This is a genomic window from Rubrivirga marina, from assembly GCF_002283365.1.
GTDB classification, from domain to species: Bacteria; Bacteroidota; Rhodothermia; order Rhodothermales; family Rubricoccaceae; genus Rubrivirga; species Rubrivirga marina.
The window spans coordinates 4,276,376-4,302,776 of sequence record NZ_MQWD01000001.1; the positions used below are offsets into that span (position 1 = coordinate 4,276,376).

Sequence of the window (26,401 nt, forward strand, 5' to 3'; positions counted from 1 at the left end):
GGCCGGGCGCCTTAGAGTGAGACGGCCGGCGGGGGGCGCTGCGGCGCCGCTCCGCCGGCCGAGAGCAACTGGGACGAGGCCCCGCTCGGGCCGGGCTAGTTCCCGCCGCGACCGAGGAGCCGACCGAGCCGGCGGCGGCCCTCCTGGACCGCCCCCTCGACGGCGCCGCGCGCGCGGTCCGTGGTCCCCTCCGTCGCCTCCTGGGCCCCCTGCGTCGCGGCCTGAACGGCCTGCCCCGACGCCGAGCACACGCTCGACGTGTCGTCGAAGGAGCGGAGCCACGCAAGCTGGTCTTCGTCAGTCGTGATGTAGACCGACAGGTCGTTCAACGTGTACCCCCCTGCGACGGGCTGGCCGTTGCGGTAGCCCGTTTGCTCGGGCGAGGCCCGAACCGAGAGGGCCACCTTGCCGCCACGCGGGTGCGTCTGGAAGATGTCGCTGAACACGATCACGTTCTCTCGGCGGTACCGCTCCTCGTCGTAGGCGGGCGAGGGGCACGTGTGATCGCGGAAGGAGATCTCCCCTTTGAGCAGCGCGTCCAGTCGTTCGTCGATCCACATCTGGGTTGCGAGGTCTACGGCCCCGTTGCCTCCAGCAACGAAGGCATCAGCCGGCAGCACGGCCCGAATCGTAGCCTCCAGAGTCGGCCGATCCGTGGTCTCGCGGAAGGCCTGGTAGAGGTACTTCGCAAGCTCCATGTCGGACCGAAACTCGGGCACCTGAACGTCGGGCAGAGTCGCGGCGTAGGCCGCAGACGCGGCGTTGTCGACCGCCTCGGAGATCTTCGGGGTCCCCGGCTGACCCGGCCGACGACCGACCTCGTCAGCGCTCCCGATGGAGCCGCCCCGGATGAAGCCCGTCCACGGGGCTTCGAAGGACTCGCGATACAGCCGCACGTCCGTGTCCCACTCGTAGTCCACGAACTCGCGCTCGTTGCCGTCGTAGGTGGTGTAGCGCATCCGGATGGGCACCGTGACGGACTCGAGGCTGTGCCACTTGACCGTGCCGCCGTCGATCACGTCGATGCTCCGGGGGAGGTCCACGGCGTCGATGGGATAGGCGTCAGCGGGCTTCGTCTCCATTAGCGCGAGGATTTCCTCGCTCGAGGGATCCGGTAGGCCGAAGTACTGCCAGTCGCCCACCCGAACGCGGTCGAAGACGTACCGGGAGCCGTGGGACTGGTACACGACATCGTGGTAGCCCTCGATCTCCACGCCCTCGACCTCGGAGTGCGGGTAGCGGGCCGTGATCGAGTGGACGAACTCGTAGACGCCGCCGTTGAGCTGGCGGGATCCGTTGCCGCGGAGGGTGACCGTGGCGTCCGCCGCGATGTTCGCGCGGACGTCGGCACGGATCTGGGATTCGGAGGGCGGGGTCTGTGCGGCCGCACCGGCAGTGAGGACCAGCGAGACGAGGAGGGCGAGGGTGGTGCTGCGCATGGGGAGCAGAGGGGGATGCTCCCTCCCTCCGCGAGTCCGCACGCGAGGGGATCACCCTAACGGTTCCTCGAGCCCAAATAATTGACCGTGTTGGGTTCGACCTCGAAGGTCCAATACGTTCGCTCGATGCAGCCCGCCGGGCAGTCGCCCGAGCCGCGGCTGAAGTCGAGGACCCAGCCGTCGTCCGTCCGGACGGCCGAGATGTCGTCGCCGTCGCCGGCCAGCCCGTCCGGCTCGGCATAGCGGACGCCGTCGACGGCGGCGAACCGGCCCGCCAGGGCGACCGTGTTGAGCGCCGTCGGCGAGTGGAGGACGGCGAGGTCGAGCCCGTCGAGGTAGCGCGAGAGCGAGAGGCCGTACCGGTCGAGGAGAGCGTCGACGGCCGCGTCGCCCGTCTCCGTGGCGCCGGCCCGCCAGGCCCCGGTCCACGCCGCCTCGGGGTCGACGGCCACGAGGAGGCGGACGGGAGAAAGCGCCGCGCGCGCCCGGATCCCCAAGATGAGGTCCCCCTCCTCCGACGCCCGAGCGCGAATGAGGGCGTCGGCGAGGTCGTGCACGAGCGCATCTGGGATCTCGACGGCGTCCCGGTCGCCGGCCTGCAGCTGATACCGGAAGGCGAGGACGGTGGCGTCCTCGGCGTAAGCGGCCTCCTCCTCGGGCGAGAGGGCCGGCGTGTCCGGCGAGACGGGGCCGGCGGCGTCGCACCCCCAGACGAGGGCGGCGGCGAGCAGACAGAGGGCGGTGCGCATGGGGATTCGAGGGGGTCGCGCCACAACGTGGGCGCGTGCACGGGTCGTGTCAAGGGCAAATCCTGAGGCTTCCCTGAGGTCCGGTCACGGCGACGACCCTCACCCGTCCCCTGCCCCGTCGGTGCGCCGACGGGGCGACCGAGGCGGGGCTACATGCTCCGCCGGTACTGCCCGCCGACCTCGAAGAGCGCGACCGTGATCTGCCCGAGCGACGCCACGCGGACCGTCTCCAGCAACGCCTCGAACGTGTTGCCACCCTCCCGGGCCACGCGCTGGAGCGCCGCCAGCGCCGCGGGCGCCTCCGCCTCGTGGCGCCGGTGGAACCGGTCGAGCCCGTTGAGCTGGCGCTGCTTTTCGGCCTCCGTCCCGCGCATGAGCTCCACCTCGGACTGGGACTCGGCCCCCTCGGCGGGCAGGAACGTGTTGACTCCGATGACCGGGAGCTCGCCCGTGTGCTTCCGGTGCTCGTAGAGCATCGACTCCTCCTGGATCTTGCCGCGCTGGTACATCGACTCCATCGCGCCGAGGACGCCGCCGCGGTCGGAGATCCGCTCGAACTCGAGGAGCACGGCCTCCTCCACGAGGTCCGTCAGCTCGTCGATGATGTAGGCGCCCTGGATCGGGTTCTCGTTCTGCGCCAGCCCCAGCTCGCGGTTGATGATGAGCTGGATCGCCATCGCCCGGCGGACGCTCTCCTCCGTCGGCGTCGTGATGGCCTCGTCGTAGGCGTTCGTGTGGAGGCTGTTGCAGTTGTCGTAGATGGCGAGGAGCGCCTGGAGCGTCGTCCGGATGTCGTTGAACTGGATCTCCTGCGCGTGCAGCGACCGGCCCGACGTCTGGACGTGGTACTTGAGCTTCTGGCTCCGGTCGCTCGCCCCGTACAGCTCGCGCATCGCCACCGACCAGATGCGCCGGGCCACGCGGCCGATGACGGCGTACTCCGCGTCCATCCCGTTCGAGAAGAAGAACGAGAGGTTGGGGGCGAACGCGTCGACGTCCATCCCGCGCGCGCGGTAGGCCTCGACGTAGGTGAACCCGTTGGCCAGCGTGAACGCGAGCTGGGAGATCGGATTCGCGCCGGCCTCGGCGATGTGGTAGCCCGAGATCGAGACCGAGTAGAAGTTGCGGACGCCGTGGTCGATGAACGCCTCCTGCACGTCGGCCATGCAGCGGAGCGAGAACTCGGTCGAGAAGATGCAGGTGTTCTGCGCCTGGTCCTCCTTGAGGATGTCGGCCTGGACCGTCCCGCGGACGCTCGTCAGGGCCTTCGCGCGGATCTCCTGGTACTCGTCCTCCGACAGCAGGCCCCACGCGACGAGCTCGCGGCCCGACGTGCCGAGGAGGCCGAGTCCGGAGCCGTCGTGCCCTTCAGGGAGGCCCGCCTCGGCGTCGAGGTCGGCGGAGTCGGGGACGTAGGGGATGTAGCGCGGGCGGTCGTCGCCCAACTCCTCCGCGATCCGCGCCTCCGCCTCGTCCCAGCGGCCCTCGGCCTTCAGGACCTGCTCGACCTGCTGGTCGATGGCCGTGTTGAAGAACATGGCCAGGATCGTCGGCGCCGGGCCGTTGATCGTCATCGAGACGCTCGTCGTCGGCGCGCAGAGGTCGAAGCCGGAGTACAGCTTCTTCATGTCGTCGAGCGTCGCGATCGAGACGCCCGACGTGCCCACCTTGCCGTAGACGTCGGGCCGCGGGTCGGGGTCGCGGCCGTACAGCGTGACGCTGTCGAACGCCGTGCTGAGCCGCTTCGCCGGCATCCCGAGGCTGACGAGGTGGAACCGCTTGTTCGTCCGCTCCGGCGTGCCCTCGCCGGCGAACATCCGGGTCGGGTCCTCCCCCTCGCGCTTGAGCGGGAACACGCCGGCCGTGAAGGGGAAATGGCCGGGGAGGTTCTCGAGGAGCGCGTAGCGGAGCCGCTCGCCGGGGTCCTCCGTCCGCGGGAGCGCGACGCGGGGCACCTTCGTCCCGCTCAGCGTCTCGCGCGTGAGCGGCTGGCGGATGTCCCGACCGCGGACCCGGTAGACGAGCTCGTCGTCGGCGTACTGCTCGGCGACGGCGTCCCAGTTGTCGAGGATCGCCCTAGAGCGCGGGTCGAGGCGCCCCCACCAGTGAGCGGCCATCTCGTCGAGGCGACCCGCGATCTGCTCGCGGTCCTCCGGCGCCCAGCTCTCGACCTGCGCCTTCGCGCCGGCGGCCTGCCCCCACTTCCGCGCCGTGGCCATCTCCGCCTCGGCCCAGTCGCGGTAGGACCGGCACGTCTCGGCGATCTCGGCGAGGTAGCGCTGGCGACTGGGGGGGATCACCGCGAGCTCCGACGGGTCGAGCGCCGGGAGCGTCTCAGCGTCGAACAGCGACGACGCGCGGTCGAACCCGTGCTCGCGGAGCTGATCGAGCAGCGCGAGGTAGAGCCGCGACACGCCCGGGTCGTTGAACTGGGCGGCCATCGTCGGGTAGACCGGCATCTCGTCGGGGGGCGTCGAGAACTGGCCGCGGTTGCGCTGGACCTGCTTCTTGACGTCGCGGAGGGCGTCCTCGGCCCCGCGCTTCTCGAACTTGTTGAGCGCCACGAGGTCGGCCACGTCGAGCATCCCGATCTTCTCGAGCTGCGTCGGCGCGCCGAAGTCGGACGTCATGACGTAGAGCGAGACGTCGACGAGCTCGGCCACCTCGGTATCGCTCTGGCCGATCCCGGCCGTCTCCACGATCACGAGGTCGAACCCGGCCGCGCGGCACACGTCGATGGCCTCGCGGAGCGCCCCGCTCGTCGCGCGGTGCGCCTGGCGCGTCGCGAACGACCGCATGTAGACGCGGTCGGCGTGCTCGCCGGTCAGGCTGTTCATCCGGATCCGGTCGCCGAGAAGCGCCCCGCCCGTCCGCCGCCGCGTCGGGTCGACCGACAGCACGGCCACGTGGACGTCGTCGAAGTCGTTCAAGACCCGGCGGACCAGTTCGTCGGTCAACGTCGACTTGCCGGCGCCGCCGGTCCCGGTGATGCCGAGGACGGGGGCGTGGGACTCGGGACGGGGGACCGGGGACTGGGGGGCGAGCGACGGAGCGCCGTCGCCGGAGGGCTGGGCCGCGCGCTGCTCGACGGCTGTGAGCCGCCGCGCGACGGTCCGCGATGCCACCGAGGCGGGCGCGGTCGCCACGACGGCCCCATCCGCCTCGGGCGCGTCGTCGGTGCCCCGGGCGGCCTCCAGCGGATCGACGTCGCACGCCCGGATCATCGACTCGATCATGCCCTCGAGGCCCATCCGCATCCCGTCCTCGGGCGAGAAGATCTTGGCGACGCCGTAGGCCTCGAGCTCGGCGATCTCCTCGGGGACGATGACGCCGCCGCCGCCGCCGAACACCTTGATGTGGCCGGCCCCGCGCTCGCGGAGCAGGTCGACCATGTATTTGAAGTACTCGACGTGGCCGCCCTGGTACGACGACACGGCGATCCCCTGCGCGTCCTCCTCGATCGCCGTGCGGACGACGTCGTCGACACTCCGGTCGTGCCCGAGGTGGATGACCTCGGCGCCCTGGGCCTGGAGGATCCGCCGCATGATGTTGATCGCGGCGTCGTGACCGTCGAACAGGCTGGCGGCGGTGACGAAGCGGACGGGGTGCGTGGGCGTGTACGCCATGGGATCTCGGAAGGGCTTCCGCAAGGTAGAGAGGCGGGCTCTCGGCGGGGTTGAACGCGCGGGGAAGTGGGCCGTTCAGCGGGAGGCGCCGGAGTGACTTGACCGGTCCCGCGGCGCCCCCTACGCTGCCCTCCCCCGCCCCGCCGCCCATGCGCGCTCTCGCCCTCGCCGCCCTCCTCGCCGCCGGGCCCGGGTGTGCCGGCCCGGGCGCCCCCGCCACCCCGGAGACCGACGCCCGCCCGCCCGTCGAGACCGACGACGACCTCGTGCGGGCGTTCCTCGTACGGGGCTGGACCGTCCTCCCCGTCGGGTTCTCGACCCCGTTCGGCGTCGCCGGCGAGGGGACGGTCTATCGCGTCCAGAACCGGACGGTCGTCGTCTACGACTACGCCTCGCCTGAGGAGGCAGAGGCCCACGCGCACGAGGACGCCGATCGGCTCCTCCGACTCGGCGCGGGGCAGGAGGTCACCGTCTACCGGCGGCCGTCGCTTGTCGTGGTCACCTTCGGGCGGGCCCGGGGGGCCTTCGAGATCCGACTGGCGCGGCTGCTCGCCGGGCCGTCGCTGGCACGCGTGGACTACGCCACCGCGGCACCGCCGACGGCCCACTGAGGCTCCCCGGCGCGCTATCCGAGGCGGACGGTCACGGCGTGCTCGGCGCCGTCGGAAACCAGCGGGACGCGCGCCGTGCCGCCCTCGACCGTCACGGCCTCCCCGTCGACCTCGGCGGAGGTGGCGCCTCCGGGACCGTCGCGCACGACGCGGACGACGTACACGGTCCCCCGCGCGTCGGTCCGGTAGCGGAGCGAGTAGCCGTCCCAGTCGTCGGGGACGCGCGGCGTGAGGACGAGGGCCTCGGCCTGGCGGCGGAGCCCGAGGATCGTCTCGACGGACACGCGCCACATCCACCCCGCCGAGCCGGTGTACCACGTCCACCCGCCGCGCCCGACGTGGGGCTCCACCGAATAGACGTCGGCGGCGATGGCGTAGGGCTCGGTCTTGTAGCGGTCGGCCAGGGCCGGCGTCCGCGTGTGGTTGACCGGCATGATCATCCGCAGGAGCTCCGTCGCGCGGTCGGTCCGGCCCGCCTCGGCGAAGGCGCGGATGGCCCACAGCACGCCGTGCGTGTACTGCCCGCCGTTCTCGCGGACGCCCGGGAGGTAGCCCTTGATGTAACCGGGGTCGTGCCCGGTGATGTCGAACGGCGGCGTGAGAAGGCGGATGATCCCGGCCCGCTCGTCGACGAGGTGCTGGTCGACGGCGTCGAGGACCGAGTCGACGCGGTCGTCAGGCGCGACGCCCGAGATGATCGACCAGCCCTGGGCGATGGCGTCGATCCGGCACTCGTCGTTCTGGGCCGAGCCGAGCGGCGTGCCGTCGTCGTAAAACGCGCGGCGGTACCACTGGCCGTCCCAGCCGTCGGCGTTGAGCGCCCGTTCGAGATCGGCGAGATACGCCGTGTACGTCTCGGCCCGCTGGCGGTCGCCACGGCGCTCGGCGATGGGGATGAACCGGTGGAGGATGTGGGCGAGGAAGAACCCGAGCCAGACGCTCTCGCCCTCCCCCTCGTTGCCGACGCGGTTCATCCCGTCGTTCCAGTCGCCGGAGCCCATGAGCGGGATCCCGTGGCGGCCCTTCGTGAGCGAGATGTCGATGGCGCGCGCGGCGTGCTCGTAGATCGAGCCCGTCTCGCCGCTCGGCTGCGGCGTCAGGAACACCTCGTCCTCGCCCTCCTCCAGCTGGCGCGCCGTGAGGAACCGGGCCTCCTCGTCCAGCAGCGTCTCGTCGCCCGTCGTTTCGAGCGTGAACCCGACGGCGTACGGGAGCCAGAGGAGGTCGTCGGAGAACCGCGTGCGGATGCCGGCGCCGGTGATCGGGTGCCACCAGTGGAGCACGTCGCCTTCGGTGAACTGGTGCTCAGCGTTCGTGAGGATCTGCGCCCGCGTGAGGTCGGGGCGCGTGTAGACCATCGCGAGGCTGTCCTGCAGCTGGTCGCGGAAGCCGTACGCGCCGCCGCTCTGGTAGAACGCGCTCCGGCCCCAGAGGCGGCAGCAGAGGTTCTGGTAGAGCAGCCAGCCGTTGACGAGCACGTCGAGGTCGGGCGCCGGCGTCTCGACGCGGACCGCGCCGAGCGTGTCTTCCCAGAACTGCGTCACGTCGTCGAGCGCGCGGTCCGCAGCCTCGGTCGTGGCGTAGCGGGCGACGAGCGCGCGGACCTCGGCGACCGTCGGGGCCTGGCCGAGGAGGAACACGACCTCCTTCGTCTCGCCCGGCTCCAGCGCCAGCGGCACGCGGAGCGCGGCGCACGGGTCGACGTCGGTCTCCAGCCGCCCGTCGAGGGGCCCGCCGAGGCGGACGGCGTCGGGCGCCGAGGCGTGCCCGTTCCGCCCGATGAACGCGCCGCGCCGCGCGCTCACGGACTCGACCTCGGCGCCGGCGACGGCCACGAACGCGAGGCGCGTCCCGAACGTCTGGTTGTACGGGTTGTGGGCGAGGACCGCGCCCGATTCGAGGTCGCGCTCGACCACGACGTACGGCGCGTTCGGCTCGCGGCGCTCGCCCAGCACCCACTCCGCGTAGCGGTAGAGCGAGAGCCTCCGCGCCTTGTCGGTCGTGTTCGTCACGCGCAGGCGGACCAGCTTCAAGGGGTCGCGCTGCGGGACGAACGCGGTCGTCTCGGTTTCGAGGCCTCCCCAGGCGGTCGTCCACGACGTCGAGCCCCAGGCGTGGCGCGTCTCGTAGGGCGCCGGCGCGGGGGCCGGGCGCGGCGTCGGCGTCCAGAACACGCCCGCGTCGTCGTCGCGGAGGTAGAGGGCCTCGCCGGCGGGGTCGGTGACCGGGTCGTTGGACCACGGCGTGAGCTTGTTCTGCTGCGAGTTCCGGGCCCACGTGTAGCCCTCGCCGCTCTCGGTCGCCGTGAACCCCGCGGCCCGGTTGGCGACCACGTTGATCCACGGGAGCGGCGTCCGCTCGTCCGCCGCCCCGCCCCGCTGGCGGACGACGTAGGCGCGGCCGTCGTCTTCGAAGCCGCCGTAGCCGTTCATGAACTGGAGCGTCTCGCGGACCGGGGCCGGCATGGCCGCCGCGATCCCGAGTTCTTCGTAGCGGGCCGCCGCGTCGGCGTGCGTCGCCGGGACCGCCTCGGCGCCGCCGTAGGCTTGGCCGTCACCGCCGGGCGCAGGTGCGGCCACGACGGCGTGCGCGTCGGCTACGCCGACCGTCGCCGACGTGAGGAGCGTCGGGACCTCGCCGAGGAAGACGACGCGCGCCGCCGTGTGGAACAGCGTCACGTCCTCGTCGGGCATCCCGTCGCTGCGACGGAGGAACACGCCGCCGCGCTGGCCGAGGAGGCCGCGCTGCGGCGAGCCCTCGACGGCGGCCGTGAGCGCCTCCTGGAGGCTGTCGGCGTAGCTCGGCGGGTGGTCGTTGAGCACGACGACGTCGACCTCGAGCCCGCGGCGGCGCCAGAACGCGTGCATCCGGAGGAGCAGCCGGAACGCGTCGAGCTCCTCCATCCGCCCGATCCGGAACAGCAGGATCGGGAGGTCGCCCGAGACGCCGTAGGCCCAGAGCCCCGACTGGGGGCGGACGTTCCGCTGGCGCGTGTGGGGCGGCGCGGCGAGGCGCGGGTCGCCGTAGAGGAGACGGCTGGCGATCTCCTGCGCGTTGAGGGCCTCCTCCGCCGAGAGCCCGAGGTGGCCCAACTCGACGAGCCCGTACGTCGAGGCCAGCTCGAAGGCGCGCTGCGAGGCGTCGGGGTGGTCGTAGCGCTCCGCCAGCCGCTCGGCCTCCTCGCGCGTGTCCGCGACCGCCAGCGAGAACACGACGGTGACGCTCTGCTTCGGCTGGAGCGTCACGACGCGCCGGAGCGACACGACGGGGTCGAGGACCGCCCCGGCCGTCCGCGAGAGCTGCGTGCCGGGGTCGAGCGCGGCCGGGGCGTCGAGCGTCCGGCCCCGGCCGATGAAGCGCATCCGGTCGGTCTCGTACTGGAGCGGCGAAATCGCCGCCCGGTCAGCTCGCGCGAGGCCCTGGTCGGCCACGGCGTGGACCAGCCAGCGGCGGACGTCGTTCTCGGCGCGCGGCCGGCGCGTGGCGATGAGGGCGTTGTTCTTGGGGATGTACTCGGTCTCGACGAACAGCTTCGAGAAGGCCGGGTGGCCGAGGTCGCCGGCGGGGGGCTGGAGCACGACCTCGGCGTAGCTCGTCAGCTCGATCGTCCGCGGCCGGTCCTCGTAGTTCGTGACCGTCACGCGGCGGACCTCGACGTCGTCTTCCGGCGACACGACGGCCTCGGTGAACGTCTCGATCCAGTCGTCGACGCGGGCCGTCTCGACCTTGTTGAGGTGGACCCACACGTCGTACCGGTCCGGCGGCGCGGCCGACGTCACCGGCTGCGCCGCGTTCGACCAGTACCGCCCGCTCTCGAGGTCGCGGACGTAGACGAAGAAGCCGTCGGCGTCGCGCGTCCGGTCGCCGTGCCAGCGCGTGAGCGCCACGTCGTTGAGCTTCGAGTAGCCGGTACCGGAGGTCGTGAGGAGCGTGGCGTAGCGCCCGTTCGAGAGGAGGGCCCCGTGCGGCGTCGGGTCCTCGGTGCTCTCGATCCCGAAGTGCTCGACGCGGGCCTCGACCGGCGTGATGTCGACCGGCTCCACGTCGGTCTCGTCGAGCGGGTGCGGGTCGATCTTCTCGACGACGGACGGCACGCGCTCCTGCAAGAGGATCTCGACCGAGCGGACCAGCGGGTCGCGGTGGAACCGCTCCTGGAAACGGTTGCCCTCCAACACGTTCGCGAGGGCCAGGAGTCCCATCCCCTGGTGGTGCGCCATGTACGACGTGACGAGCGAGAACGGCGTGTCGCCGTCGGCCGTCACGCGGCCCGGCGTGTAGTCGACGGCCTCGTAGTAGCCCATCGGCCCGAAGGCGCCCGTGTCGTCGAGCTTCTCGAGGTTCGAGAGCGCCCGCTCGGGTCGGACCATCAGGGCGAGGAGCGTCGAGTACGGCGAGACCACGTAGTCGTCGCCGAGGCCGCGCTTGAGGCCGAGGTACGGCACGCCGAAGGCGCGATACTGGTAGGTCAGGTGCAGGTCCAAGAGCGCGTAGCCGCTCTCGGAGATCCCCCACGGGCGGTCCTTCGTGCGGCCGTAGAGCCGCTGGAGCGAGACGGCGTTGTAGCAGGCGTCGTAGAGGAGCGTCCGTTCGTAGAGCCGGGTGTAGAGGACCGGCATGAGGTACTCGAACATGGTCCCGCTCCACGAGAGCAGCGCGCGCCGGGCCCGCGTCACGCGCGTCGGGCGCGAGAGGTGGAACCAGTGCTCGGGTGGCGCCTCGCCCTTGGCGATGGCGAGGAGCGACGCGAGGCGGGCCTCGCTCGCCAGGAGGTCGTACGTGTACGGGTCCGGCCGCGCCATCCCGGCGTCGTAGCCGATCCGGAAGAGGTTGCGCTCGGCGTCGTAGAGCGGCCGGAAGTCCATGTCGCGGACGAGCGCGTCGGCCCGGTCGGCGAGGTCGTGGGCGGCGTCGACCCACGTCCGGATCGTCGCCCGGCCCGCCTCGATGGACCGGCGGGCGGGGCCGGCGTCGAGGTCGTCCAGCGCGGCGTCGAGGCGGGTGGCGAGGCCACCGAGCGTCGTCGCGGCGTCGAGGTCGGCGGCGAGGCCGGCCGGGAGGCCCACGCCGTCGCGGAGCCACGGGGCCACGGCGTCGACCTCCTCGACGTAGAGCCGCGCCTGCTCGGCGAGCGCGGCCGTCCAGTCGCGGGCGTCCGGGTGCTCGTGGGCCGAGGCCGAGGCGAGCCCGCGCGCGAGCCGGTCGACCGTCACGATCCGCTCGCGCCAAGCCGCGATCCCACGGGGGGCCCGCTCGTCGAGCACGCGCTGGACGGCCGCCCGCGCGTCGCGCGCCGGGCCGCCCGTCACGTCGACCTGGGCGAGCGTGTCGCGGAACCCGTACAGCACGCGCCGCCCGGGCCACGGCGTCTCCGTCACTTCGAGCACGCCCTGCTTCAGCACGAGGAGAGCCCCGGCGAGGTTGCCCGAGTCGACCGTCGAGACGTAGCGCGGGGCCATGACGGCGCCCGACTGCGTGTCGTACCAGTTGTAGAGGTGGCCCTGGTACCGCTCCAGCCCCTCGACCGAGTCCAGCATCTTCCCGAGGCGGGCGATCTCCTCGCCGCGCGGGAGGTAGCCGAGGTCGCGCGCCGCCTGGACGGCGTTGACCGCGAGGCCGATGTTCGTGGGCGAGGTCCGGCGCGCGAGGCCCTGGGACGGCTGAACCTGGAGGTTGTCGGGCGGGAGCCAGCGGTCGCGGTCGCTCAGGACCTCGTCGAAGAACCGCCACGTCCGCCGCGCGACGGACCGGAGGCGGAGGCGGTCGTCGCTCGTCAGCGTGTACTCGTCGAGGTCGATGGGCTGGCTGACGGACCGCGCGATCCAAGGGGCCGCGATCCAGGCCGCGGCGAACGGGAGGGCCGTGAACCACGCGATGGGCTCGGTGAGCGTGACCGAGGCCAGCACCACGAGGCCCCAGCCCACCGAGGCCCACATCGACCCCGGAATCTCCTTCGCCGACTCCTCGGCCTGCTGCGCCGTCGTCCACTCCAGAAGGTTCGCCTTCGACACGAACAGCCGCCAGAGCGTCCGCCCGATGGCGTCGAGCATCACGACCGACTGGTGGGCCAGGAACGCGACCGACAGCCCGATCTGGCGGGCGTGCATCACGACGTCGGCCCAGACGACCCGGAGCCAGCTCGACGTGACGGTGTCGGGCGGCTGGAACAGGAAGCCGTGCGCGGCCGGCGCGTAGATCGGGAACGCGAGGACGAACAGGGCGATGAGCGTCCAGACGAACGGCGAGCCCGGAAGGACCGTCCATGCCAGCAGCAGGAAGACCAGGAGCGCCGGCGGCATGAGACTTCTTCGGAGGTTGTCGAACAGCTTCCACCGGCCGACGACCGACAGCGGGTTCTTGCGCCACTCGCCGAGGGCGTCCTTCACGCGCGGCAGGAGCCACGGGAGGAGTTGCCAGTCGCCTCGGACCCAGCGGTGCTGGCGGAGCGCGAACGAGGCGTAGCGCGACGGGAAGTCGTCGAACACCTCGACGCCGGTCGCGAGGGCCGCGCGGGCGTGGTTGCCCTCCAGGAGGTCGTGCGACAAGACCGAGTTCTCGCGGACGGCCCCGCCCAGCGTGTGCCGGAACGCGTCGACGTCGTAGAGCCCCTTGCCCGTGTAGATCCCCTCGCCGAAGAGGTCCATGTAGGCGTCCGAGACCGCCGTCGTGTACGGGTCGACGCCCGGCCGGCCGGCGTAGATGCGCGCGAACATCGTGAGCCGACCGCTCTCGGGCGAGATCGAGACGCGCGGCTGGAGGACGCCGTAGCCGCGCGTCACGCGGCCGCGCTCGTCGGAGTACTGCGGCCGGTTGAGCGGGTGCGCGGCCGTCGCCACGAGCGCGCGCGCGCCGTCGGGCGTCGTCCGCGTGTCGGCGTCAAGCGTGAGCACGTAGCGGATGGCGTCGCCCTCCGTCGCCTCGCGAACGTCGCCCTCGACGACGACGTAGCTCGTCTCGGCGTCGGGGTCGCGGAGGAGGTCGTTGAACTCCTCGAGCTTGCCGCGCTTCCGCTCCCAGCCCATCCACACGCCCTGTGCTTCGTTCCACCTCCGTTCTCTGTGGAGCAGGAAAAAGCGGTCGCCGCCGGGCGCGCCGTCGCCCTGGGCGCGGGCCGCACGGGCGCGCTCGTTGAGCCGGCGGATCGCCAGCCGGGCCGCGTCGACCGTCTCCTCGTCCCCGGGCATCTCTTCCTCGGGAGCGTCGGCCCAGTCGGTGAGGAGCCCGTACCGGAGCGCGGCGTCGGGGTTGGCGAGCGCGTGGACCTCGAGGCGCTCGACCATCTCGCGCGCGTGCTCCGGCGACGTGATGAGCGTCGGGATGACGACGAACGTCCGGTCCTCGTCGGGAACCCCGTCTGCGAAGTCGAGCCGGGGCAGCTTCCGGGGCGGGAAGAACCGGACGACGTTCCAGTTGACGAACGTGACGGCGAAGTCGAGAAGCGGGAGGAACGCCGCGGCGACCGTGAGCGCCAGCCACCCGAGGTCGGCGCCGCCCGCGTCGGCGACGAGGACGGCGGCGAGCAGGCCGATCGCCGTGACGAGCGCGATGCTGCCGAGGTAGACGACCGTCGGGTGCCGCTCGGCGAACCAGAGGAGCCGACGCCCGAGGCCGGCGTGGTAGCCGGCGGCCTTGCCGAGCGTCCGCGCGCCCGGCCCGATGAGCCAGTGGCCCACGTGATCCTCAGCGGGCGCCCACGTGCCGACCTCCTTGCCGACGGGCGCGTCGCCCTCGGCGGCGAGGCGGGCCAGGGCGACCGCCCGCTCGGCCACGCCGAACTCGGTCTCCGGCGAACGCCGCGCGATCCGCTCGACGACGTGCCGGTACGAGTCCCGTGTCTTCACGTCCATCTTCGCGTAGACGCCGGCGGGGTCCTCGCGGAGCGTCCGCTCGACGGCCGAGAGGGCCTCCACGATCACCGTCCAGTCGGCCGCCGCGGCGGCACGGAGGGCGAGCACCGCGTTGGCGATCGAGCCCTGCCACTGCGTCTCGCGCTGCGTCTCGATCCGCTCGACGTCGTCGAGGGTGAGGCGGCGCGCGCGGAGCCGGTGCTCCAACCACTCGATGGCCGGCGCGCTGCCGCCCTGCGCTTGGAGCGCCGCGGCGAGCGCGAGGGCGAACGGGCCCGACAAAGGCGCCCGTTCGCGGGCCATCGCCGCGAGGTCGTGGACGACCTCCGACGGGTCCTCTCGCTCCGCGATGGTCGCGGCCCACACGGCGGCGGCCTCCCGGTCGGCGCGGGCCTCGCGTAGCGGCCGGGCGAGCGCGGCCACGCGCTGCGCCAGCACGACGCGGAGGAGGATCGGGAGCGCCCACAGCTCGGCCAGCGTCAGGAGCTCGACCTCCTGGTAGCCCTCCACGAACGTCCGGAGGTGCTGGGGGTCGACGGCGTTGTCGGTGTGCTCGGCCAGCGTCTCGAGGATCTCGTAGACGCGCGGCAGCCCCTGGTACGGCCCGGCGGTCAGCTTGGGGAGGAGCCGGTAGTAGGCCCGCGGGAGGGCGCTCTCGGCCTCGCGCGCCTGGTCGCGCACGATGTGGTAGTTGTCGAGGAGCCAGTCGGCCGCCGGCGTGAGCGTCTCTCCGGTCCGACCGGCCGCGGCGAGGGCACGGTACGCCGTGGTGAGGTCGCCGAGCGCGTCGCGGACGAGCGGCCGAAGCGAGCGCCCCCGCGACGGGTCCGTCTCGACGGCCTGCGTCCGGGCCAGCCGGCGGGCGTGCTCGGCGAGGTGGACCGGCTTGAACAGGCTCTCGACGGTCGGACCGGGCACGGGCGGGTGGGTAGGGAGACGGGACTACGCCGTGAAGCTAGTCGCGGTGCCCCCGGTCTCAAGGCCGGGATCGCTCTGCCCCGGCTCCGAGCCGCTCCGTTCCTGGTCCGCCCTCCCCGCCTGGGCGGTGGGGCGGACGGGCTCAGGCGGTGTCGAGCCAGCCCCCGCGGAAGCCACAGGCGCGGAGGCCGTCGGCGACCGGGCCACACCGCTTCATGAGGTCCCACACGAGCTCAGTCTTGTGGTTCTCGACGGCGAGCACGATGGGCCCCTGGTCCAGCGCGAAGTAGTGTTCGCAGACCCACCCCAGCGTGGCGTCGCCGTTGGGGAACGTCGGGTTGTACGCGGCCTCGAAGCCGAACGTGTCGCCGGTGCCGCCGTGCGTAGCGGCCAGCTCGTCGAGGCACTCGAGCACGACGTCCGGGGCGAACGGCAGGCTGGCGAGCGCGGCCCACGGCGCGAGTGTCCCGTCGTCCGGGCCGAACGGCACCCCCCGCGCACGGTAGCCCCAGAATCGCCGCTCTTCGCCGTCGATCGTCACGACGGCGTCGCCGGGCCCGTCGCTGGCGGTGATGCCCCAGGCCGTCGGGCCGTAGCCGACGAAGCCGCGCGGGTTGCGGATCGCGTACTCGCGCTGCACGAGCGTCGCGCGGCGGCTGTTCTCGAAATAGTCCATCGGCTCGCCGAGGTCGGCCGACCTGCGCCGCATGGCCTCGTCCTGGACCCCGCGGAAGTCGATCCACAGGTGCGAGAACTGGTGGATGAAGAGCGGGCCGGCGTAGAGGAAGTCATGGCCGTAGATCCGTTTCCAGCGGTAGGGCCGCGTCGAGGCCTCAAAGGCGCGGCGCGGGACGGGGTGCGTCGGCGAGCCGGCCGCGAGCGCGTAGAGCAGGAGCGCCTCGGTGTAGCCTTCCCAGCGGTAGCGGAGGAACCCCGTCTCGGGCGTCCACCCCATCGTCACCGTCTCGCCGCCGTCGCGGGCCCAGTCCCAGTCCACGCGCTCGTAGATCCGGTGCGCGCCGTCGCGAACCTCGGCCTCGGCGGGGTCGTCGGCGTCGAAGTAGGCCGCGGCGCAGAGGACGCCCGCCACGAGGAGCGCCGTGTCGATGGTCGACAGCTCGCATCCGCGGAACCGGCGGCCCTCCTCCATGTCGAGGAAGTGGTAGAAGAACCCGCGGTGGCCGACGCCGTCCGTGGCCCCATCCTGGGGCGCGTCGCGGAAGAACCGGACGGTCGCGAGGGCCACGCCGCGGGCCGCGGCGCGCGGCACCCACCCCCGCTCGACGGCGACGGGCAGCGCCGCCAGCCCGAACCCGACCGCCGCGATCGACGCCGGGCTCCCCGCCGACGTGTTGTCGACGACGAGGCCGTTGGCCCAGTTCGTCGTCCGCGCGAAGTAGTCGAACGCCGCGCGGTGGACGGCGTCGAGGAGGGCGTCGGTGGAGGGCGGAGTCGGATCGGCCATGGAGCGCCGGCGAACGGCCGATGGAGATGCGAGGGTCCGGGGAACGCGGACCCAATCGCATAGTTGTTGCAACAAACAACCACGCCCTCGCATGACCTCCCCCCTCCTCACTCCGTTCGACCTCGGGCCCTTGGCGCTCCCCAACCGGGTCGTCCTCGCGCCGCTCACGAGGAGCCGGCACGAGCGTCAGATCCCGACCCCGCTCGCGCCTACGTACTACGCGCAGCGGGCCTCGGCCGGCCTCCTCATCGCCGAGGCCACGCAGGTCACGCCGCGCGGGCAGGGCTACCCCGACACGCCCGGCATCTACACCGACGAGCAGGCCGAGGCCTGGCAGGCCGTCACCGACCTCGTCCACGCCGTCGGCGGGCGGATCGTGCTCCAGCTGTGGCACGTCGGCCGGGTGTCGCACTCGGCGTACCACGGCGGCAGGCTGCCCGTGGCGCCGTCGGCGATCGCGGCGCCGGGGAAGGCCATGACGCCGGACTTCGAGATGATGCCGTTCGAGACGCCGCACGCGCTGTCGACCGAAGAGGTCGCCGAGACCGTCCGCCAGTACGCCCACGGCGCGCGGCTGGCGCGGCAGGCTGGGTTCGACGGCGTCGAGATCCACGCGGCCAACGGGTACCTCATCGAGCAATTCCTGTCGTCGGGCACGAACGAGCGGACCGACGCCTACGGCGGCTCGCTCGAGAACCGGCTCCGGTTCCTCCGCGAGGTCACCGAGGCGGTCTTGGGAGAGTGGCCAGGCGAGCGCGTCGGCACGCGGTTCTCGTTCGGGCTTGGGACGAGTGGGGTCCGCGACGCGAGGCCCGAGGAGACTTTCGCCGCCGCGGCCGAGCTGCTGAGCGAGGCCGGGCTCGTCTACCTCCACGGCGTCCGCCCCAACGCCCGATCCGGGACCGATGGCACCGGAGGCTTCGACGCCATCGGCCTGCTCCGCGACCACTTCGACGGCGCCGTGATCGCGAGTGCCGAGTTCGACCGCGAGGAGGGCGAGGCGATCGTCGAGGCGGGAACGGCCGACCTCGTCGCCTACGGCCGCCCGTTCCTCGCCAACCCGGACCTCCCGATCCGGTTCGCGGCCCAGGCCGCCGGCCTCGACGCGCCGCTCAACGAGCCCGACCGGGGGACGTTCTACGGCGGCGGCACCGAGGGCTACACCGACTACCCCATCTGGGACGGCCAGCCGGTGGCCATCGAAGCCGACGTCTGACGGATCGCCGGGAAGCCGGGAGCCGGCCGTGCGTAAGCGAGCCCGGCTCCCGGCTGTCCAGATCCTTTCTCCGTCACTCCCCGCCCATGCGCCCCGCTCTCCCACTCGCCCTCGCGCTCTGCCTCGCCGCTTGCGCCGACCCGGCCGAGGCGCCGGCCGAGGCCGCCTCGACCGAGCGCCCGCCTCCCTCGGTCAGCGACCGCGACACGGTCACGGCCGAGATGGCCGAAGGTTCAGCCCTTCGGGTGGGCGACCGCGCGCCCGACTTCGAGTTGCCCGACGTGGGGGGCGGGACCGTCCGTCTGAGCGAGCGGCTGGCCGAGGGCCCCGTCGTGCTCACGTTCTACCGCGGGGCGTGGTGCCCGTACTGCAACACGCAGCTCCGCGACTACCAGGAGGCGCTCGACCGGATCCGCGCGGCCGGCGCCTCGCTCGTCGCCGTCTCGCCGCAAACGCCCGACGGGTCGATGTCGATGCAGGAGAAGAACGACCTCCGCTTCGCCGTCCTCTCCGACGTCGGCAACGAGGTCTCGCGCGACTACGGGCTCGTGTACCAGGTCGACCGCGAGACGCGCGAGCGGTACCAGGCAGTCGGGATCGAGCTCGACTCGATCAACGGGACGGCCACCTGGGAGCTCCCGGTCCCGGCGACCTACGTCATCCGGCCCGACGGGACGATCGCCTACGCCTTCGTCGAGGCCGACTACACGACGCGGGCGTCGGCGCGGCAGGTTCTCGATGCGCTGGCCGACCTCTCGGTCTCTCGGGCGAGCTGAGCCGCGGGACCGACTACCGTTACTCTGGGAGTCCGGCTGGCGGCTCGACTCCCATCATTCCCTCCCCTGTCCCATGCGTCTCCTCGCCCTTGCCGCTCTCGTCGTTGCCACCGGATGCGCCAACTCGGCCCGCCTCGGGCCGAACGCCGACGAGGTCGTCGGCACCGAGTCGTTGGTCCGGTATCTGGAAGACGTCGGGTTCACGCTCGCGCCGGCCGGGCTCACGAGCTCGACCGTTCCGCTGGCCGTCTCTGCCACCTACCGTGTGACCGGCGTGGCGAATCCGTCCGTAATCGAGGTGTTCGAGTTCGAAACGGACGAGGCAGCGGAGGACGGACTGACACAACTTCGCGCGGAGATCCGGTCGCGCGTGCGACAAGAGGTCTACGCGAGGGGCCCGCTCGTGGTGTACTACCGGCCGGCGGAATACCGGCGCGGGGACAACCGGAGCCTCCGCCTCGCCCTCGCAGACGCGTTGGGCGGACCGCGCGGCGGCGCCTAGTTCTCCCCCTCGGACTTCGTGCCCTGATCGGTTCAGCCCGGCGCCGGCCGTGAAGAGCGGCGCCGAGGACGAGCGAGTCCATGGTCCTCCCGAGGCGGGCACGGTCTCAGCGCGCCCGCCTCGGCGCCACGGAGGGCGGGGCCTATTAGAGCCACTGCTCGGCGGTCGACCGGCGCCGGACCGTCCCGCCGACGACAATGCCTGCAGCAATGAGCACGATGTTCTTGACGATGTATTGACCCTCGAGCGTCAGCGCGAAGAGGTCGAGCGGCGACGTGAACGGCCACTGCGAAAAGCAGACCTCCGGAAGCACGACGAACGGCAGGAACGTGCCCGGCATCTGGAGCGCGAGCAGGAACAGCGCCCCGCGCACGGCCGGCCGGATCAGCAGGAGCAAACCGATGAGCACCTCCCACACGGCGAGGACCGGGTAGAAGAGGTCGGGATCGACGAAATAGACCGTGTTGCGGACGAGGTCCTCGGCCGGGCTCAGGCCGGGCACCAGCTTGAGCGCGCCGAACCAGACGAACACCACCCCGATCGTCCAGCGGAGCGTGCGAACGCCGTGGCGGCGCAGGAACCGGGCGATCCGGTCGTCGAGGCGGTCGAGGGCGGAGTGCGGGAGGCGGGTCGGGTCGGCCATGGCGGGGAACGGAGGGGTTGCTCTGAAGACGCACGACCAGTGCGTCCGCCGCGAACGCACGGCGAAGAAGAGGCCGGCGTCCCCTCGCGTGCTCGCCGCCGACCTCGCGGAGCCGCCCGGCGGTGTCGCCGACCGTCGCCTCCGCCTCGCCGAAGACATGTGCGTATCGTGTCGGATCGCCTCCGGTTCGATGCGCCCTGTCCTGCTCGCCCTCGTCGTACTCGTGCCCGTCGCCGCAGCGGCCCAGCCCCTCGCGCCGGCACCCGCGGAGGCGGGCGTCATCACGCCTGCCGTCGCCGTCGGGGTCTCCGTCGCCGCGACGGCCGGAGCCATCGGGGCCGGGCTCGCGGTCGACGTCGATGACGGCTCGCGGGCGGTCCTGATCGTGCTCGGCGCGGCGGTGGGCCCGTCGGCCGGCAACCTGATCCAGGGCGAGTGGGCCGACGCCGGGATCGGGCTGGGTCTCCGGGCGGGCGGCGCCGCGATCCTGCTGGGAGCCGCCGCCGGAGCGTTCTGGAACGACTCCGAGGCCCAGCGTCTGGCCCTCGGGGGCGTCGCCGTCGTGGGCGGGCTCGTGGGTCTCTCCGGCGTGGCCTACGACGTGGTCACGGCCGGGACGAACGCGAGCTCCCGTCGCGTCCGACTCACGCCGACGGGGACGGGCCTCGCGTTGCGCGTGGGCCTGTAGTCAGCCCGCGTACTCGCCCCAGACCTCGCGAAGCCGCCCGGCGATCTCGCCGACCGTCGCCTCCGCCTCGACGGCGTCGAGCACGTGTGGCACGACGTTCTCGTCGCCGCGCGCGGCCCGCTCGACGGCGTCCATCGCAGCCTCCCACCGGCCGGCGTCGCGCGCCTCCCGGAGCGCCTGGACGCGCGCGACCTGCTCCTCGCGGACCTCGTCGGACACGCGGAGCAGCTCGACCTCGGCCTCGTCGCCGTCCGACGCGAACCGGTTGACGCCGACGACGACGCGCTCGCCCGCCTCGATCTCGCGCTGCGCCCGGTACGCCGACTGCGCGATCCGGTCTTGAAAGAATCCGTCCTCGATGGCCGCGACCGCCCCGCCCATCGCGTCGATCTCCTCGATGAGCCGTCGCGCCGCGGTCTCCACGTCGGCCGTCAAGCGCTCGACGAGGTACGAGCCTGCGAGCGGGTCGACCGACTCCGTGACGCCGCTCTCGTGGCCGATGACCTGCTGCGTGCGGAGCGCGAGCGTCGCCGCCTGCTCGGTCGGGAGGGCGAGGGCCTCGTCGAACCCGTTCGTGTGGAGCGACTGGGTCCCGCCGAGGACGGCCGCCAGGGCCTGGAGCGTCACGCGCGGGACGTTGACGAGCGGCTGCTGGGCCTGGAGCGTCGAGCCGGCCGTCTGGGTGTGGAACCGGAGCATCATCGCCTTCGGGTCCGTCGCGCCGAACCGGTCGCGCATGATCTCGGCCCACAGCGTCCGTGCCGCCCGGAACTTGGCGACCTCCTCGAAGAAGTCGTTGTGCGCGTTGAAGAAGAACGAGAGCCGGGTCCCGAACGTGTCGACGTCGAGCCCCGCGTCGAGGGCGGCCTCGACGTAGGCGATCCCGTCGGCGAGCGTGAACGCGAGCTCCTCGACGGCCGTCGCGCCGGCCTCGCGGATGTGGTACCCGCTGATGGAGATCGTATTCCAGCGCGGGGTGTGCTCGGCGCACCACGCGAACGTGTCGGTGATAAACCGCATCGACGGACGCGGCGGGTAAATGTAGGTTCCGCGCGCGGCGTACTCCTTGAGGATGTCGTTCTGGATCGTCCCGCCGAGCTTTTTCGGGTCCGCCCCCTGCTCCTTGGCGACGGCCACGTAGAGCGCGAGGAGGATCGGCGCCGTCGCATTGATGGTCATCGACGTCGTGACCTTCTCCAGATCGATCCCGTCGAACAGCCGTCGCATGTCCTCGATGGAGGCGATCGACACGCCGACCTTGCCGACCTCGCCCTCGGCCATCGGGTCGTCGGGGTCGTAGCCGATCTGCGTCGGCAGGTCGAAGGCGACGCTGAGACCGCGCGCGCCGGCCGCCAGGAGCGCGTGGTAGCGCGCGTTCGACTCGGCGGCGGTCGAGAAGCCGGCGTACTGGCGCATCGTCCAGAGCCGCGTCCGGTACATCTCGGGGTAGACGCCGCGCGTGAACGGGAACTGCCCGGGCTCGCCGAGGCGGCCGTCGAGATCGGAAGGGAGGTCGGCCTCGGTGGCGACGGTGGGGACGGCGAGGCCGGAGGTCGTCTCGGCGGCGGCGGTGTCGGCGGGCATGGCGGTCGGGGTTTCGGGCGGGTACGCCGGTCGGCGGCCGCGGTGCCGGGGACGGGCCCAGACACGATCGGGGCTTCTGCTCCCCCCACCCACGTGGCCCCGGCCCGCCCCGCCTCGGCGTCGAGGCGAGCGGGGGCGCCTAGCTTCGGGCGTCCCTCCATCGTGCCATGCCCCCGCCCCGCGACCTCTCCCCCGACGCCCGCCTCCGCCACGAGCTCACGGCCCTTCTCCGGGGCGGCCAGGCCCACGCCGGGCTCCGCGCGCTCGACGGGGTGCCCGAGGCCCACGTGAACGACCGCGTCGACGGCCTCCCCTACTCGCTTTACGACCTCGTGTGGCACCTCCGCTACGCGCAGGCCGACCTCCTCGAGTACGCGACCTCCGACGACTACGCGTCGAAGGACTGGCCCGACGACTACTGGCCCGACGCCCCGGCCGATTCGGGCGACTGGGACCGCGAGAGGGCCGCCTTCCTCCGCGACCTCGACACGCTCGTGACGCTCGCCGAGACGGCCGACCTCACGGCCGAGCTCGACCACGCGCCCGGCTACACGGTCCTCCGCCAGCTCCTCGTCGCGGCCGACCACAACAGTCACCACCTCGGGCAGATCGTCGCGCTCCGGCGCCAGCTCGGCCTCTGGCCGCCTCCAGGCGAAGGCCACCCGGACGGGGTGTAAGAGGTCGCCGATTCTTTCGCCGAGCGGCCGTTCCGATGCGGCGCGACGGGTCCGGCGGAGGTAGCCTGCGCGCGTGTCCGCGCCGTCCCCCCTCGCCCGCCTCCGCGCCGCCGCCCGCCGCCTCGAGCGCGAGGTGGACGCGCTCGTCGTGGCGTACCGCGACCCCCGCGTTCCCCGCTCCGCCCGCGTCGTCATCGGGCTGACCGTGGCGTACGCCCTGAGTCCGGTCGACCTGATCCCGGACGTGGTCCCCGTGCTGGGGGTGCTCGACGACCTCCTCGTCGTCCCGTTCGGGCTGTGGCTCGCGCTCCGCCTCGTGCCGGACGGCGTGATCGAGGACGCGCGCCGGCGGGCGGCCGAGGCGCCCGGTGAGACGCTCGCGTTGCGCCAGACGGGCTTCCGCATCGTGCTCGGCCTGTGGGTCGGGCTCGTGGCGCTGGCCTGGTTCGCGTTCGCCTGACCGCGCGGCGACCGTACCGCAACCCCGCCCGCCTCGGCGCCGAGGCGGAGGAGGTCGACGGCCACGCTGCCGACGGCGCGGAGGGCGGGTAGAGGTCCGCCCCTCTCCCCCGCCCCCCTCCATGCCGACCGTCGACACCGACCGCCGCTGGGTCTACGCCTTCGAAGACGCCCCCGCCGATGCTAGAGCCCTGCTCGGCGGCAAGGGCGCCGGGCTGGCTGCCATGACCGCGGCCGGCCTCCCGGTCCCGCCCGGGTTCACCATCACGACCGAGGCCTGCGTGGCCTACCAGGACGCTGGGCACCACGTCCCCGATGGCCTCTGGGACCAGACGGAAACCGCGCTGGCCGAGGTCGAGGCCGCCGCCGGCCGCCGCTTCGGCGACGCCGACGACCCGTTGCTCCTGTCCGTCCGCTCCGGTGCCGCCGTCTCGATGCCGGGCATGATGGACACCGTCCTCAACCTCGGGCTCAACGACGGGACGGCCGCCGCGCTGGCCCGCCAGACCGGCGACGAGCGCTTCGCCTACGACGCCTATCGGCGGTTCGTCGCGATGTTCGGCGAGATCGTGATGGGCGTCGAGGCCGACCGGTTCGAGCGGATCGTGCAGCGGGCGAAGGGCCAGACCGAGGGCGGCCAGGACACGGACCTCTCCGTCGACCAGCTCAAGGAGATCGTGGCCCAGTCGAAGCGCGTGATCGCCGGGCAGACCCGGCAGCACTTCCCCGACGACCCGCGCGAGCAGCTCCGCCAGGCCGTCGCGGCCGTGTTCGACAGCTGGGACAACGACCGCGCCGTCCACTACCGCCGCGTCCACAACATCCCGGACGACATCGGGACGGGCGTGACGGTCCAGGCCATGGTGTTCGGCAACAAGGGCTGGGACTCGGGCACCGGCGTCGCCTTCACGCGCGACCCCTCGACCGGCGCGAAGGGGCTCTATGGCGAGTACCTCCTCAATGCCCAGGGCGAGGACGTCGTCGCCGGGATCCGCACGCCGAAGCCGATCGCCGAGATGGCCGGCGACCTGCCCGAGACGTTCGACCAGTTCCAAGCCCTGGCCGACCAGCTCGAGCAGACCTACGGGGACGTCCAGGACATCGAGTTCACGATCGAGCAGGGCACGCTGTGGCTCCTCCAGACGCGGACGGCCAAGCGCTCCGGCGCCGCCGCGGTCCGCATCGCGGTCGAGATGGTGGGCGAGGGCGTGATCGACGAGCGGACGGCCGTCGGGCGCGTCGACCCGGCCGCGCTGGAGGCCCTGCTCCACCCGGCCGTCAACGACGACGCCGAGGTCGAGCTCCTCGCCGAGGGCCTGCCGGCCAGCCCGGGCGCCGCGCAGGGCCGCGTGGCCTTCACCTCCGACGACGCCGAGGCCCGCGCCGCCGAGGGCGAGCCCGTCGTCCTCGTCCGCCAGCAGACCTCCCCGGAGGACTTCCACGGGATGGTCGCCGCCGTCGCTGTGGTGACGGCCGAGGGCGGGATGACGAGCCACGCCGCCGTCGTCGCCCGCGGGATGGGCACGCCGTGCGTGGCCGGGGCCAGCTCCCTCCGCCTCGACGCCGCGCAGGGCCGCCTCGAGGCCGGCGGCCACACGGTCCTCGACGGCGACTGGGTCACGGTCGACGGCGCCACGGGCCGCGTCCTCCTCGGGCGGGTCCCGACGAAGGACCCCGAGCTCGGCGACGACTTCCGCACGCTCATGTCCTGGGCCGACGACGTCCGCCGCCTCGGCGTCCGCGCCAACGCCGACACGGGCGAGGACGCGGCCAAGGCCCGCGAGTTCGGGGCCGAGGGGATCGGGCTGTGCCGGACCGAGCACATGTTCTTCGGCGACGAGCGGCTCCAGCCGATGCGCGAGATGATCCTCGCCGAGGACGCCGGCGCCCGCGAGGCCGCCCTCCGGAAGCTCCTCCCCCTCCAGCGCCGGGACTTCGACGCGCTCCTCCGCGCCATGGACGGCCTGCCCGTGACGGTCCGCCTCCTCGACCCGCCGCTCCACGAGTTCCTCCCCGACCTCCTGGAGCTGACCGGGCGGATCGCCGAGACCAAGCTGGCGCTGAAGCAGGCGACGACGCTGGAGGAGATGGACCGCCTCCTCGACGAGTCGGCCGCGTCGCGCGCCCTGCTCCGGCAGGTCGAGAAGCTCCACGAGGAGAACCCCATGCTCGGGCTCCGCGGATGCCGGCTCGGGATGCTCTACCCCGAGATCACCCAGATGCAGGTCCGCGCCCTGTTCGAGGCCGCGGCCGACTGCGTGGAGGACGGCATCGGGGTTCAGCCCGAGGTGATGATCCCACTCGTGTCGGCCGCCGCCGAGATCGAGACGCAGGCCGCGCTCGTCCGCGAGACCGCCGACGCGGTCCTCGCCGAGCGCGGCGTCGCGCTCGACTACCTCGTCGGGACGATGATCGAGCTGCCCCGCGCCGCGCTCCGGGCCGGCGACATCGCCCGGACCGCCGAGTTCTTCTCGTTCGGGACCAACGACCTCACGCAGACCACGTTCGGCCTGAGCCGCGACGACGCCGGCCGGTTCCTCTCGGCCTACGTCGAGCGCGGCGTCCTCCCCGCCGACCCGTTCCAGACGCTCGACGTCGAGGGCGTGGGCGAACTGGTCCGCCTCGGAACCGACCGAGGCCGGGCCGAGCGCCCGGATCTGAAAGTCGGCGTGTGCGGCGAGCACGGGGGCGACCCCGCGTCGGTCGCCTTCTTCCACGGCGTCGGGCTCGACTACGTGAGCTGCTCGCCGTTCCGGGTGCCCGTCGCCCGTCTGGCCGCCGCCCGCGCCACCCTCGGCGGCGACGCCTCGTGAGACGCGTCCGCCGCCGCTACGTCGCCCTCGGCGTGCTCTGGACCGTCGGGGCGGTCGCGACGCTGTTCCTGCCGGGATCAGCGGTCCCGCACCCGTCGCCCGAGTGGAACGCGCTCGCGCACATCACCTTTTTCGCCGTCGCGGTCGCGCTGTGGGCCGCCGCGTTTCCGGGTCGGCTCCGGCAGGTCGCGGCCGTCGCCGCCGTGGTGGCGGTGGCCACCGAGGTCGGCCAGGGCACGCTGATCCCGGGCCGCGGCGCGCAGTGGGTCGACCTCGTGGCCGACCTCTACGGCGTGCTCGGCGGGCTCGCCCTCGGCATCGTCCTGCCGTGGGTGCTCCCGGGCCGCGCCCGCCGCTCGCGCCGCCCCTGACTCCTCCCGCCTCGGCACCG

16 protein-coding genes are annotated in these 26,401 nt (G+C 72.8%); 9 read left to right on the forward strand and 7 right to left on the reverse strand.

Going from position 1 to position 26,401, the window contains the following annotated elements:
- Positions 1-95: 95 nt before the first annotated feature.
- The 3 genes from BSZ37_RS18330 to BSZ37_RS18340 form a co-directional block, all read right to left on the reverse strand.
- The gene (locus BSZ37_RS18330) at positions 96-1,439 is read right to left on the reverse strand and encodes a hypothetical protein (RefSeq protein WP_095511943.1); all 1,344 of its coding nucleotides are present in this window, start codon (positions 1,437-1,439) and stop codon (positions 96-98) included.
- A 56-nt stretch (positions 1,440-1,495) separates the two neighbouring features.
- Positions 1,496-2,188: a hypothetical protein gene (locus BSZ37_RS18335; protein WP_095511944.1), complete on the reverse strand. Its 693-nt coding sequence runs from the start codon at positions 2,186-2,188 to the stop codon at positions 1,496-1,498.
- A 149-nt stretch (positions 2,189-2,337) separates the two neighbouring features.
- The gene (locus tag BSZ37_RS18340; RefSeq protein ID WP_095511945.1) at positions 2,338-5,814 is read right to left on the reverse strand and encodes a methylmalonyl-CoA mutase family protein; all 3,477 of its coding nucleotides are present in this window, start codon (positions 5,812-5,814) and stop codon (positions 2,338-2,340) included.
- A gap of 149 nt (positions 5,815-5,963) precedes the next feature.
- On the opposite strand from BSZ37_RS18340, the gene BSZ37_RS18345 reads away from it, so the two are divergent.
- Positions 5,964-6,425 (forward strand): hypothetical protein, encoded by a 462-nt coding sequence (locus tag BSZ37_RS18345; protein WP_095511946.1) that lies wholly within the window; start codon positions 5,964-5,966, stop codon positions 6,423-6,425.
- Positions 6,426-6,439: 14 nt separating this feature from the next.
- Here the strand turns inward: BSZ37_RS18345 and BSZ37_RS18350 are convergent, their stop codons facing one another.
- Complete coding sequence (locus BSZ37_RS18350) at positions 6,440-15,187, reverse strand: glycoside hydrolase family 94 protein (RefSeq protein WP_095511947.1); 8,748 nt, start codon at positions 15,185-15,187, stop codon at positions 6,440-6,442.
- 142 nt (positions 15,188-15,329) lie between these two features.
- On the reverse strand, positions 15,330-16,652 hold the full coding sequence (locus BSZ37_RS18355; RefSeq protein WP_095511948.1) for a glucoamylase family protein: 1,323 nt from the start codon (positions 16,650-16,652) through the stop codon (positions 15,330-15,332).
- Positions 16,653-16,743: 91 nt separating this feature from the next.
- Between BSZ37_RS18355 and BSZ37_RS18360 the strand changes: the two genes are divergently transcribed.
- The 3 genes from BSZ37_RS18360 to BSZ37_RS18370 all read left to right on the forward strand — a co-directional run bounded on the left by BSZ37_RS18360 (position 16,744) and on the right by BSZ37_RS18370 (position 19,146).
- Entirely contained in the window at positions 16,744-17,868 is a 1,125-nt protein-coding gene (locus BSZ37_RS18360; protein ID WP_095511949.1) for an alkene reductase, read from the forward strand.
- A gap of 86 nt (positions 17,869-17,954) precedes the next feature.
- The gene (locus tag BSZ37_RS18365) at positions 17,955-18,644 is read left to right on the forward strand and encodes a peroxiredoxin-like family protein (RefSeq protein ID WP_218830559.1); all 690 of its coding nucleotides are present in this window, start codon (positions 17,955-17,957) and stop codon (positions 18,642-18,644) included.
- Positions 18,645-18,717: 73 nt separating this feature from the next.
- Positions 18,718-19,146, forward strand: a complete 429-nt coding sequence (locus BSZ37_RS18370; RefSeq protein WP_095511950.1) for a hypothetical protein — start codon at positions 18,718-18,720, stop codon at positions 19,144-19,146.
- A 145-nt stretch (positions 19,147-19,291) separates the two neighbouring features.
- On the opposite strand, the gene BSZ37_RS18375 is transcribed toward BSZ37_RS18370, so the two are convergent.
- Positions 19,292-19,789, reverse strand: coding sequence for a hypothetical protein (locus BSZ37_RS18375; protein ID WP_095511951.1), 498 nt, complete (start codon positions 19,787-19,789; stop codon positions 19,292-19,294).
- Positions 19,790-19,979: 190 nt separating this feature from the next.
- On the opposite strand from BSZ37_RS18375, the gene BSZ37_RS18380 reads away from it, so the two are divergent.
- Positions 19,980-20,477: a hypothetical protein gene (locus tag BSZ37_RS18380; RefSeq protein WP_143537730.1), complete on the forward strand. Its 498-nt coding sequence runs from the start codon at positions 19,980-19,982 to the stop codon at positions 20,475-20,477.
- On the opposite strand, the gene BSZ37_RS18385 is transcribed toward BSZ37_RS18380, so the two are convergent.
- Positions 20,478-22,061 (reverse strand): acyl-CoA mutase large subunit family protein, encoded by a 1,584-nt coding sequence (locus BSZ37_RS18385; protein ID WP_095511953.1) that lies wholly within the window; start codon positions 22,059-22,061, stop codon positions 20,478-20,480.
- Positions 22,062-22,228: 167 nt separating this feature from the next.
- Between BSZ37_RS18385 and BSZ37_RS18390 the strand changes: the two genes are divergently transcribed.
- The 4 genes from BSZ37_RS18390 to BSZ37_RS18405 all read left to right on the forward strand — a co-directional run bounded on the left by BSZ37_RS18390 (position 22,229) and on the right by BSZ37_RS18405 (position 26,381).
- Entirely contained in the window at positions 22,229-22,738 is a 510-nt protein-coding gene (locus BSZ37_RS18390; RefSeq protein WP_095511954.1) for a DinB family protein, read from the forward strand.
- A gap of 73 nt (positions 22,739-22,811) precedes the next feature.
- Positions 22,812-23,198 (forward strand): YkvA family protein, encoded by a 387-nt coding sequence (locus BSZ37_RS18395; RefSeq protein ID WP_095511955.1) that lies wholly within the window; start codon positions 22,812-22,814, stop codon positions 23,196-23,198.
- A gap of 121 nt (positions 23,199-23,319) precedes the next feature.
- The gene (ppdK, locus tag BSZ37_RS18400; RefSeq protein ID WP_095511956.1) at positions 23,320-26,010 is read left to right on the forward strand and encodes a pyruvate, phosphate dikinase; all 2,691 of its coding nucleotides are present in this window, start codon (positions 23,320-23,322) and stop codon (positions 26,008-26,010) included.
- A complete protein-coding gene (locus tag BSZ37_RS18405) occupies positions 26,007-26,381 on the forward strand; it encodes a hypothetical protein (protein ID WP_095511957.1) in 375 nt (124 codons plus the stop codon). Before ppdK ends, BSZ37_RS18405 begins: the two co-directional genes overlap by 4 nt.
- Positions 26,382-26,401: the final 20 nt, after the last annotated feature.

Excerpts from the sequence above, each read along its gene's own strand:
- BSZ37_RS18330 (WP_095511943.1), bottom strand. The coding sequence starts at position 1,439 with ATGCGCAGCACCACCCTCGCCCTCCTCGTCTCGCTGGTCCTCACTGCC.
- BSZ37_RS18335 (WP_095511944.1), bottom strand. The coding sequence starts at position 2,188 with ATGCGCACCGCCCTCTGTCTGCTCGCCGCCGCCCTCGTCTGGGGGTGC.
- BSZ37_RS18340 (WP_095511945.1), bottom strand. The coding sequence starts at position 5,814 with ATGGCGTACACGCCCACGCACCCCGTCCGCTTCGTCACCGCCGCCAGC.
- BSZ37_RS18345 (WP_095511946.1), top strand. The coding sequence starts at position 5,964 with ATGCGCGCTCTCGCCCTCGCCGCCCTCCTCGCCGCCGGGCCCGGGTGT.
- BSZ37_RS18355 (WP_095511948.1), bottom strand. The coding sequence starts at position 16,652 with ATGGCCGATCCGACTCCGCCCTCCACCGACGCCCTCCTCGACGCCGTC.
- BSZ37_RS18360 (WP_095511949.1), top strand. The coding sequence starts at position 16,744 with ATGACCTCCCCCCTCCTCACTCCGTTCGACCTCGGGCCCTTGGCGCTC.
- BSZ37_RS18365 (WP_218830559.1), top strand. The coding sequence starts at position 17,955 with ATGCGCCCCGCTCTCCCACTCGCCCTCGCGCTCTGCCTCGCCGCTTGC.
- BSZ37_RS18370 (WP_095511950.1), top strand. The coding sequence starts at position 18,718 with ATGCGTCTCCTCGCCCTTGCCGCTCTCGTCGTTGCCACCGGATGCGCC.
- BSZ37_RS18375 (WP_095511951.1), bottom strand. The coding sequence starts at position 19,789 with ATGGCCGACCCGACCCGCCTCCCGCACTCCGCCCTCGACCGCCTCGAC.
- BSZ37_RS18380 (WP_143537730.1), top strand. The coding sequence starts at position 19,980 with ATGCGCCCTGTCCTGCTCGCCCTCGTCGTACTCGTGCCCGTCGCCGCA.
- BSZ37_RS18385 (WP_095511953.1), bottom strand. The coding sequence starts at position 22,061 with ATGCCCGCCGACACCGCCGCCGCCGAGACGACCTCCGGCCTCGCCGTC.
- BSZ37_RS18390 (WP_095511954.1), top strand. The coding sequence starts at position 22,229 with ATGCCCCCGCCCCGCGACCTCTCCCCCGACGCCCGCCTCCGCCACGAG.
- ppdK (WP_095511956.1), top strand. The coding sequence starts at position 23,320 with ATGCCGACCGTCGACACCGACCGCCGCTGGGTCTACGCCTTCGAAGAC.